Source organism: Cyanobium sp. FACHB-13342 (assembly GCF_014697415.1).
Classification (GTDB): Bacteria; Cyanobacteriota; Cyanobacteriia; order PCC-6307; family Cyanobiaceae; genus Cyanobium_A.
In genome coordinates this window covers 210,491-220,263 of record NZ_JACJRT010000008.1, presented here as the reverse complement: position 1 = coordinate 220,263, position 9,773 = coordinate 210,491, and the positions used below count along the sequence as shown (strand labels likewise).

The 9,773-nt window shown below is 65.0% G+C and carries 12 protein-coding genes; 9 read left to right on the top strand and 3 right to left on the bottom strand.

Features of this window, described 5'->3' with window-relative positions; all coding sequences use genetic code 11:
• Positions 1–127: 127 nt before the first annotated feature.
• Positions 128–460, bottom strand: a complete 333-nt coding sequence (locus H6G16_RS06580) for a 4a-hydroxytetrahydrobiopterin dehydratase (RefSeq protein WP_190389492.1) — start codon at positions 458–460, stop codon at positions 128–130.
• A 91-nt stretch (positions 461–551) separates the two neighbouring features.
• On the opposite strand from H6G16_RS06580, the gene H6G16_RS06575 reads away from it, so the two are divergent.
• From H6G16_RS06575 to H6G16_RS06540, 8 genes are all read left to right on the top strand, one after another.
• The gene (locus H6G16_RS06575; protein ID WP_190389491.1) at positions 552–1,577 is read left to right on the top strand and encodes a diguanylate cyclase; all 1,026 of its coding nucleotides are present in this window, start codon (positions 552–554) and stop codon (positions 1,575–1,577) included.
• A gap of 149 nt (positions 1,578–1,726) precedes the next feature.
• Positions 1,727–2,800 carry a DUF1611 domain-containing protein gene (locus H6G16_RS06570; RefSeq protein WP_347238817.1) on the top strand — a complete coding sequence of 358 codons (1,074 nt, stop codon included), beginning with the start codon at positions 1,727–1,729 and terminating at the stop codon, positions 2,798–2,800.
• Positions 2,797–3,879 carry an alanine/ornithine racemase family PLP-dependent enzyme gene (locus tag H6G16_RS06565; RefSeq protein WP_190389489.1) on the top strand — a complete coding sequence of 361 codons (1,083 nt, stop codon included), beginning with the start codon at positions 2,797–2,799 and terminating at the stop codon, positions 3,877–3,879. Before H6G16_RS06570 ends, H6G16_RS06565 begins: the two co-directional genes overlap by 4 nt.
• Positions 3,880–3,904: 25 nt before the next feature.
• Positions 3,905–4,714 carry a prohibitin family protein gene (locus H6G16_RS06560; RefSeq protein ID WP_190389488.1) on the top strand — a complete coding sequence of 270 codons (810 nt, stop codon included), beginning with the start codon at positions 3,905–3,907 and terminating at the stop codon, positions 4,712–4,714.
• 49 nt (positions 4,715–4,763) lie between these two features.
• Positions 4,764–5,429 carry an SDR family oxidoreductase gene (locus H6G16_RS06555; RefSeq protein ID WP_190389487.1) on the top strand — a complete coding sequence of 222 codons (666 nt, stop codon included), beginning with the start codon at positions 4,764–4,766 and terminating at the stop codon, positions 5,427–5,429.
• Between the two features lie 45 nt (positions 5,430–5,474).
• The gene (locus H6G16_RS06550; RefSeq protein WP_190389486.1) at positions 5,475–6,053 is read left to right on the top strand and encodes a DUF296 domain-containing protein; all 579 of its coding nucleotides are present in this window, start codon (positions 5,475–5,477) and stop codon (positions 6,051–6,053) included.
• 12 nt (positions 6,054–6,065) lie between these two features.
• A complete protein-coding gene (locus tag H6G16_RS06545) occupies positions 6,066–6,632 on the top strand; it encodes a hypothetical protein (protein WP_190389485.1) in 567 nt (188 codons plus the stop codon).
• A 32-nt stretch (positions 6,633–6,664) separates the two neighbouring features.
• Complete coding sequence (locus H6G16_RS06540) at positions 6,665–7,228, top strand: rhomboid family intramembrane serine protease (RefSeq protein WP_190389756.1); 564 nt, start codon at positions 6,665–6,667, stop codon at positions 7,226–7,228.
• On the opposite strand, the gene H6G16_RS06535 is transcribed toward H6G16_RS06540, so the two are convergent.
• Complete coding sequence (locus tag H6G16_RS06535) at positions 7,218–7,664, bottom strand: tryptophan-rich sensory protein (RefSeq protein WP_190389484.1); 447 nt, start codon at positions 7,662–7,664, stop codon at positions 7,218–7,220. The two genes, H6G16_RS06540 and H6G16_RS06535, sit on opposite strands and share 11 nt — an antisense overlap.
• Before the next feature lie 54 nt (positions 7,665–7,718).
• On the opposite strand from H6G16_RS06535, the gene H6G16_RS13290 reads away from it, so the two are divergent.
• Positions 7,719–8,849 carry an HD-GYP domain-containing protein gene (locus H6G16_RS13290; RefSeq protein ID WP_199289246.1) on the top strand — a complete coding sequence of 377 codons (1,131 nt, stop codon included), beginning with the start codon at positions 7,719–7,721 and terminating at the stop codon, positions 8,847–8,849.
• Positions 8,850–8,896: 47 nt separating this feature from the next.
• Here the strand turns inward: H6G16_RS13290 and H6G16_RS06525 are convergent, their stop codons facing one another.
• The gene (locus tag H6G16_RS06525) at positions 8,897–9,730 is read right to left on the bottom strand and encodes a GNAT family N-acetyltransferase (RefSeq protein ID WP_190389754.1); all 834 of its coding nucleotides are present in this window, start codon (positions 9,728–9,730) and stop codon (positions 8,897–8,899) included.
• Positions 9,731–9,773 lie beyond the last annotated feature (43 nt).

Here is a 9,773-nt window from a genome sequence, read left to right as displayed (position 1 = left end):
TTGCTGAACCCTATGGAGAAAGCCGCTGCTGCCGAGACGGCTGCACCAGGTTTTCAATGGAAGATTGTGTGAAGGAGTTCGGGGCGGAACTGACAAGCTGGACCTGGGCACTGGAAGTGGGATAGCCCTAGGCCCCGACAGCGAGAGCTTCGAACTTGGCCGCCAAAACCGCATCGGCCCGGGTGAGGCCATCCACTTTGTGGGTGTAGATGACAGCTTCGGCATGGCCCCAGCCGAGGCTGAACTCAGCGTGATGGCCCTCGGCCTCACAGATGGCTCCAGCCCTGTTGACCCAATCGAGGGCCTGCTGAAAGTCGGGAAACGTCCAGGTCTTGCGCAGGTGGTGGCCGCTGACCACGGCCCAACCCGGCAACTGGGGCAACAGGGAGGCCAGCTCGGCTTCGCTGAGGGTGGGGGCCCCATCCCGGCAGGGGATGCAGGTTTCCTTGGAGAGGCTCATGGGTTCTCTGGCGCAGGTCTTGATCCGATCATGGCGAGCCTGAGACGGCGCACCGCGACTTTCCTAGGCTGGTCATCATCGGGATGCCTGCGTGCCGTACCCCGACTATCCGATCCTGCCCAATGAGGTCCAGCGCCAGCGTGACCTGGAGCGCCAGGGCGTGCTCGACCACCCGGAGGATGAGCACTTCACGCGCCTCGTCCAACTGGCGTCCACCGTGCTGGAGACCCCCATCGCCTTGATTTCCCTGGTGGATCGCGATCGGCAGTGGTTTCTGGCCCGCCATGGGCTCGACGCCACGGAAACGCCACGCGACATGGCCTTCTGCGCCCATGCCATAGCCGGTGACGAAACCCTGGTGGTGCCCGATGCGCGACAGGACCCCCGCTTCTGCACCAATCCCCTGGTGACCACCGATCCCAAGATCTGTTTCTATGCCGGGACACCCCTGCAGAGTCGCGACGGCCATAACCTCGGCACCCTGTGCGTGATCGATGTCCAGCCAAGGCATTTCAGTGCCAACCAGGTGAAGCTGCTCGAAGACCTGGCCCAGCTGGTGCTGCGCGAATTCGAACTGCGTCGACTGGCCACGGTCCAACCGCTCACCGGATTCGCCAACCGGATCAGCTTCCTGGAGCAGGCGAAACCGGAGCTGGAGCGCGCCCGGGCGGCTGGCTCAGACCTGGCACTCCTGGCCATCGAGATCGACCACTTCAGCCAGATCCGAAACCGCTGGGGGCAGGAGGCCTCGGACCGGGCGCTCAAGGATGGGGCCGAGCTGCTCCGCTCCCAGCTCTGCCCCCAGGACCTGATCGGCCAAATCGGCGACCAGGAATTCGCCCTGTTGATGGTGAATGCCAATGCCGAAGCGGCCATGGAGCGGGCTGAAGCCATTCGCTGCGGGTTCGCCGCACTGGGTGGCGTGTTCAGCGGCAGTGGGCACCGGCTCCAGATCAGCGGGGGGCTGACCGTCCTGGCACCGGGGGATGCCGGTGTTGAGGATCTACTGCTGCGGGCGGAGCGGGCCCTGTTTCTGGCCCAAGGCAACGGCCACAACCAGATCGCCGAGCTGCTGGCCGATCCCCTCGACCCGGACATCCCCCCTAGCATGGGCTGACCCACGCCATTCAGCGGCCACTTCTGTGCTTCTGGCGCCTGCGCTGTGCAACGGTGCGCGGCCGGCGAAGCCTGGCCTCTTTGACATTCCCAACACAGGTCTCTGACCTGTCCCCAGCGCTCCGAAGGCTCCCGACAGCCCAGCGCCGAGTGGCCATCATCCACTGCGAAGGCCATTTCGCCGGACTCGATGGCAAAACGGCCCACGGACTCGTGCGTCACTGCGAGGCCTTTGAGATCCGTGCCGTGGTGGACAGCCACCGTGCGGGCCTGGACGCGGGGATGGTGCTCGATGGCATCGCCAACGGCATTCCAATTGTGGCCGATCTGGCGGCAGCCTTGGCCCTCGCCGGAGCCCGGGCCGACACCTTCATCTACGGGATGGCTCCAGCCAACGGCCTGTTCCGTCCGGAGGACCGCCAGGCCCTGCTGGGGGCCATGGCCTCCGGCCTCCACCTGGTGAGCGGCATGCGCGAATTCCTTGGCGACGACGCCGAGTTCGCCGCCGTGGCGGATCGACAGCAGGTGTCGATCCGAGACGTCCGTCGACCCGCCGCCCTGAAGGATTTACGGCTGTTTGACGGGTCGATTGCCAGGGCCCACTGCCTGCGCATCGCCGTGCTCGGCACCGACGGCGCGATCGGCAAACGCACCACGGCCACCCTGCTGGTGAAGGCCCTCCAAGACCAGGGCATCCACGCCGTGCTGGTGAACACTGGCCAGACCGGGCTCATCCAAGGGGGGCGCTTCGGGATCCCCCTCGACGCCATTCCGTCCCAGTTCTGTTCCGGAGCGGTGGAGGGAGCGGTTGTCGAGGCATTTGAAAGCCAGCACCCCGCCGTGATCGTGATCGAGGGGCAGGGAGCCCTCAGCCATCCCGCCTACCTGTCCTCTACTTTCATCCTGCGGGGCAGCCAACCCCAAGCGGTGATCCTCCAACACGCCCCGGCCCGGCGGAATCTGAGTGATTTCCCCTTTCTGCCCATGCCCACGGCAACCAGTGAGATCAAGCTGATCGAGGCCTTCGCCCCCACGCGGGTGATCGGCCTGACCATCAACCACGAGGGGATGGATGACGCCGAACTGACCGCCGCCATCGCGCTCTACGAGGCAGAGCTCGCCATCCCCGTCACCGACGCGGTCAGCCGACCGGCGTCCCGGTTGGTCACCATGGTGCTGCGGGCCTTTCCCGAACTCAGCGGTGAACGGCGCAGGGTGGCTTGAGCGCTCCGCGGCTCGAGATCCATCTCGAGCGGCTTCAGCACAACGCCCGAATCCTGGTGGAGCGTTTTGGCCAGCAGGGGATCGCCGTAACGGGAGTCAGCAAGGCAACCCTGGGGGACGCCGACATCGTGCGCACTTGGGTGGCGGCGGGGATCGGCTCAATCGGGGAATCCCGCATCGAGACCATCGAAGCCCTGGCCGCCAGTGGCGTGGCGGTGCCCATGCTGCTGATCCGGGCGCCCCTGCTCAGCCAGGTGGAGCGGGTGGTGGCCCATGCGGCGATCAGCTGCAACAGCGAACCGGTGGTGTTGGAGGCCCTGGCCCGAACGGCTGCCCGCCAGGGGGTGCGCCATGGGGTTCTGTTGATGGTGGAGCTTGGCGATCTGCGGGAAGGAATCCTGGCTACGGAACTGGAGGCCGTGGCCCAGTTGACCCTGGCGCTTCCCAACCTGGAGCTGATGGGCATCGGCACCAACCTGGGCTGCCAGCACGGCGTAGCCCCCGATGCGCGCAACATGGCCGAACTCTCCCGCCTGGCAACAGCCCTGGAGCGGCGCTTCTCGCTGCACCTGCCCTGGTGCTCCGGGGGAAACTCCGCCAACCTCCCCTGGTTGGCCGGTGGCGGCGACCCCGGCCGGATCAACCATCTGCGTTTGGGGGAGGCCTTGCTGCTGGGCCGTGAACCCCTCGGGGGGACGGCCATCCCCGGGCTGCACACCGATGCCATCACCCTCGTGGCAGAGGTGATCGAGGCCAAGACCAAACCCAGCCAACCCTGGGGGCAGCGCTGCCGAACGAGCTTTCCTACCGCGACGCCCCTTGACCAGGTGCCCAGGGCGCATGCTGGCGAACGGAGAGCCCTGGTGGCCATCGGCGAACAGGATGTGGATCCGGCAGGCCTGGGCTCCCCTGAGGGGATGACAATCCGGGGCGCCTCCAGTGACCATCTGGTGATCGGATGCGGCGGCATGCCGCTCCAGGTGGGCGATGAACTGCGCTTTTCCCTGAGCTACAGCGCCCTGCTGCGTGCCATGACGTCACCCTTTGTGAGCCGTTGTTTGATCCACGACCGTTCCTAGGGTTGACGATTGGAACGGTTCCCCGATGCAGTCTCCCCTTCGCTCCGCCGCCAGTCCAGAGGGGCCGGGAGCTGCCTTCAGCCTGATCGTGGCCGTGGTGGTGGGGCTGGCGATCTTGCTCAGCCAGACCGTCTTCATCGTTCCAGCCGGCAATGTGGCCGTGGTCACCACCCTCGGCAAGGTCACCGGTGTTCCCCGCAATCCGGGCGCCAACATCAAGGCCCCACTCGTGCAGAACACCTCCCTGTTTGACGTGCGCACCCAGGTGCGACCAGAGCAGTTCTCCACCCTGACCAAGGATCTGCAGGTGATCCAGGCCACAGCAACGGTGAAGTACGCGATGAAACCGGCCGAGGCGGGCCGGATCTACGAAACGATCGCCACCGACGACCAGCAGATCTATCCCCGGGTGATTCAGCCCTCCCTGCTGAAGGCTCTCAAATCCGTGTTTTCCCAATATGAGCTGGTCACCATTGCCACGGAGTGGAACTCCATTTCCGAACTCGTGCAGGAGAAGGTGGCCGAAGAACTGCGCAAATTCGACTATGTGACCGTGCAGGGCCTCGACCTCACCGGCCTGCAAATTGCCGAGGAATACCGCGCCGCCATTGAGCAAAAACAGATCGCCGAGCAACAGCTGCTGCGGGCCCAAACCGAGGTTCTGATCGCCGAACAGGAAGCCAAGCGCTACGAGACGCTGAACACCAGCCTCGACGACCAGGTGCTCTACAAGCTGTTCCTGGACAAGTGGGATGGGCAGACCTCCGTGGTCCCAGCCCTGCCGGGTTCCGGGGCAGGCAGCGGCCAGTCGGTGATCGTCAACGGCCGTCGCTGAGGCGCCATAGCAGGGAACATGGAGTCGCCTTCCTGACAAGCGTGCTGCCTTGAAGACCTTCCTCGTGACGGGCTCTAACCGGGGCATCGGCCTGGAGTACTGCCGCCAACTGCAGGCCCGGGGGGACCAGGTGATTGCCGTTTGCCGGCAGCCATCACCGGAGCTGGAGGCCTTGGGCGTTCATCTGGAAACCGGGGTGGACATCACCGCTGGCGAGTCGATCACCAACCTGGTGGCGGGGCTCGACGGCAGACCCATCGACGGGCTGATCCACAACGCCGGAATCCTGGAATCCACCAGCCTCGGCAACTTGGATCTTGCCAGCATCCGCCGTCAGTTTGAGGTGAATGCCCTGGGCCCCCTGCGGCTCACCCAGGCTCTCCTGGGCCAGCTGCAGGCCGGATCCAAGGTGATTTTGATGACCAGCCGGATGGGATCCATTGACGACAACAGTTCGGGCGGCTCCTACGGCTACCGGATGTCGAAGGTGGCCCTCAACATGGCGGGCCGATCGCTGGCGATTGACCTGCGGCCCAGGGGCATCGCCGTAGCGATCCTGCACCCCGGGCTTGTGCGCACCCGCATGGTGAACTTCAATTCCCAGGGGATCAGCCCGGAGCAGGCGGTCCGAGGACTGCTCCAGCGCATCGATGCACTGACGCTGGAAACCTCGGGAACCTTCTGGCACGCCAATGGCGACGTGCTGCCCTGGTGACCACCCCTGGCCGGCGTAACCTGCCCGCCAGCATCCCTAACCGCCATGCGCGCTCTGCCGCTCCACCTCGATGCCGGCAGCGATGTGCGCCACAGCCTCGAGCAGCTGGCAGTGGCCCAGAACGCCGGCGGCTTTGTACTGAGCGTGGTGGGGAACCTATCCCAGGCGGCCTTCGCCTGCCCGGGCCAAGCCGAACCAATGGTGCTGAGCGGAGAACTGGAAATCATCACCCTGCAGGGCACCCTGGCTCCGGCAGGGGTGCACCTGCACCTGAGCTTCTCCGATGGCCAATGCCAGGTGTGGGGCGGCCATCTCGAATACGGCACCCTGGTGCTGCGGGGTGCCGATCTGCTCGTTGGCCTGCTCACGGAAGCCGCGCCCACCCCCGCCCAGACCACCCAGCGTGGCCTGCCCCGGGTGGAGATTGCCGGACTCCCGGGTTGTCCCTACACCCGGCGGGCCTTGCGCATGCTGCGGACCCTGGGCATTCCCTTCGTTGAAATCGAACCCAGTGGCGGGGAGTCCGTGCCCCAACTGTTCATTGATGGGGTTCCCATCGGCGGCTACGACGCCCTCGCTGAACTCCACAGCCGTGGCGAGCTCGACCAACTGCGCGGCCACTGATTGGCGTTCCCCGTGAACAGCGGTCCCGTCCCCTCCAGGGTCCAGCTCCAGACCGGCGCCGACTGCGCCCTGGCCATTGGTCGCTATCCCCAGTTCCGCTACGACGCCCGCGGCGGCGGTGGCCTCGGTGAGCTGGATGGCCAGGAAGGCGCCACCCACCAGCTGGTGCGGTTTCCGGCCGAAGGCCTGTCCATCCCGCCCCTCACCGGGCGGACCACCCGAATTTTGGGGCTGCCCCTGCCCCCTGGCCTCTCGATCACGATCGCCGCCAGCCAGCTCGCAGGCACGCTCAATGCCGCCACCGGCGAGGTGGCCTTGCGCTTCCAGGCCCGCTTTCGCTTCCGTCTCGCTGGCCTGTACCAGGCCCCCGATCTGCTGATTGACACCCAGCTGGGCACGGGCCTGGTCCGGGGTCGGCGCCACAGTGCCGTCGGCCAGACCCTTGGAGACGCCGGCGGGGCCCTGTTGGTTGGGGTGGCGGTGGTGCCCCCCAGCGGCGACCTGTGGCTGGATCGCTTTCTGGGGCTTCCCGATGAGGCCCTTGCCATGCTGCGCTGCAGCATGACCCCCATCGCGTGACCAGATCCCTGCCCCAACGCCTGGATCGCTGGATGGCCCGAGCCGGCCGCACCCTGTTGATCCCGCCCCTGATCCTCGTGCTGCCTTGGCTGCAGGAACTGGTGGATCAGCTTCTGTTCGGCGGCCGCTGGAACCTGGCCATGACCCCGGGTGGATCCTTCCTGGGCGTGCTGACTGCTCCCTTCAGCCACGGAGGCTTCGGCCACCTGCTGGCCAACTCCCTCACCTTCCTGCCCCTCTCCTGGCTGGTGCTGCTGCGCGGCCGACGCGACTACCTGGCGGTGTGGCTGGGCGTGTACGCCACAGCCATCCCGGTATGGCTGCTCTGGCCCACGGGCAGCCATGGGCTCTCCGGGGTGGTGTACGGCCTGCTGGGCTACCTGCTGCTGATTGGCTGGCTGGAGAAACGCCCCCTGTCAATGCTGCTCTCGGTGCTGGCCCTGGTGACCTACGCCGGCGTGCTGCCCAGCCTGCTGCCGATCTTCTCCCCGCCGGGCATCAGTTGGATCGGCCATGTCAGTGGCTTTGGCGGGGGGGTGCTGGCGGCGTTGGCCGTGGCCCGAGATCCCGAGCGAGGCTCGAAGCTCAGCGGTTGAGCTGACGCATTTGCCAGGTAACCCAGGTGCCGACCGGGCTCCACACCAGGTAAGGCACCAGCAGGGCCGCAGCGGCGGGGCTTTGCCTCACCACCGCCATGGTGAGGGCGATTCCCCACACCCAGCCCCCAAATCCGATCGCGGTGCCGTTGCCCAGGCTGCGACTGCGGCAAATCAGCAGGGTGTAGCTCTGCACCAGCAGCAGCTGAGCCAGGTACCCCCCCATCAGAAGCCCACTCCAGGAGGACTGCCAGGTGAGCCAGGCCGACACGAAGAAGCAGCCGTAGATCACCAGCCAGATCACCGGAATCCAACCTTCGAAGACCAACCAACGGGGTCGCCGCAGCCGCATGAACCAGGTCAGATCATCCCGACCGGGATTCAGGCCTCCAACCACCACTGCCATCACCAACAGAATCACCAGGGCGGCCAGCACGGCACATCGGGCGTGGGAGATCCCACCTAGGGTGAAAGCAGCCTAAACATCACTGTGACTCCTGATCAGCCCAACACGGAAGCACTCACCGTTGGCGAGGTCGGAGATCAACTGAATGGACGTCTCCGACAACTGCACAACCAATTGCTCGAGAGCTTTCCAGTTGTCGATCGGATCGCCTGTGTGCTGTATGAGCAGCAGGAAGACCTGCTCAAAACCTTCGTCAACAGCACCCGGGAAGGGGTTTCAATCAGCGGATACGAATTTCGATTGTCGGACAGCGCATCGCTGAGCAAGCTCGCCGAACAGGGAACGATACGCGTGCTGGATGACATTCCTGCCGCTGTGCATGGCCAGTCTCTCCATTCGGTTTGGCTGCTGAAGGAGGGCTACCGCTCCTCCCTCACCGTCCCCCTGTTTGACCACCACCAATTCATCGGCTTCATCTTCTACGACTCCCGGGAGCCCGGAGCTTTTACTCCGGAGGTTCAGCGAAATCTTTCTCTGTATTCAAAACTCATCAACATGACCATTTCGAGCGAACTGAATGTGGTTCGATCGATCACGGCCTCAGCCCAGGTAGCCCGGGAATTCGCCAATCTTCGGGATTTTGAAACCGGCAGCCACCTGGAACGGATGGCCCATTACGCCCGCCTGATTGCCAAGGACCTGGCCACCAGTCACCACTTGAGCGATGAATTCATTGAGCACCTTTTCCTGTTCGCTCCCCTGCATGATATCGGCAAAATTGGCATCCCGGACAGTGTTTTGCTGAAGCCAGGACGGCTCGATCCCGAGGAGCGCCAGATTATGGAGACCCACGTTCAAAAGGGAATCGATGTGTTGAATCGGCTCATCGGCGAGTTTGGGCTGCAGGACTTACCAGACTCAGCCATGATGGTGAATGTGGTTGCCAGCCACCATGAATGCCTGGATGGGTCTGGCTACCCCAAAGGGTTGATGCGGGATCAGATCCCCCTCGAGGCCAGAATTATTACCGTGGCCGATATCTTCGATGCCCTCACCACCCATCGACCCTATAAACAACCCTGGAGCCTGGAGGCAGCGATTGCCGAGCTGGAGCGGCTGGTGCAGATCGGCAAGATTGATGCCGATTGTGTGGCGGCCCTGAAACGCCATCCCGACGACGTTGGCGCCATCCGGACCCGCTATCCCGATTCCTGATCCACCTGGAGCTCCGCAGGACAGGCCAGCCCCACAAGTCCATCCGTTCAACCCAGCTCCAGACAGGCCAATCCATACACGTCCCGAAGGGACACGGTGGGCGCGACCCCTCGATACATCCGCAGGGTCTCCCCCACCACCCCAAATCCAAGGCTCTGCAGGAGAGGGTCGGCCTCGGGATTGGCCCCGGGGGCATCCATCAGCACAACACCAGGATGGCGCTGCAGCAGAGCGGTGATCAGGAGCTGGGCCAGAACCGGGCTATCCGCCAGCAGGGGCCCGATGCGCCAACCCTCCCCAGGCTGCAACAGACAGGGGCGGATCCGACCAAAACCATGGCAAGCCCCGTTCGCATCGAGCAGGGCCAGCACCGTGCCGGCGGGATGGCCGAGCCAATCGGCCAGAAAGTGGGGGCGGGGACTGGGCTCCCGCATGGCGTCATAGGCCTGCACGGCCTGTTGCGGAATGGCGGCCCCCTCGATCAAGGACAACCCCTCGATTACCCCCTCCACGCTGGAGTCCGTCCCAGAGTCTCCAACCCTCTGCCAGCGCCGTGTGGGCGAGGCGGCCTCAAACCCCCACCCCGCGTAGTCGGCAATCCGATCCGGGGCGGCCTCGATGCCGATGCAGGAGAGATCGCTGAGGTAATCAAGGGCATGGGCCCAGAGCTGGCGGCCATAGCCCTTGCCCCGCTGGTCCGGCTCCACCAGGAACAGTCCGATGAATCCATAGGCGGCGTTGTAGCGCACGCCGGCGATACAACCGATCGGACGACCGCCGAGGCAACCCATCCAGAGGCCCTGGCGATCGGTATGGCGATAGATGGCCACATCCCCGATGCCCGGGGCGAATCGTTCAGCCCGAGCCCAGCCGATCACCATCGGCAGGTCGGCCTTCTCCAACGTCCGGATGCGGAGCAGCGAG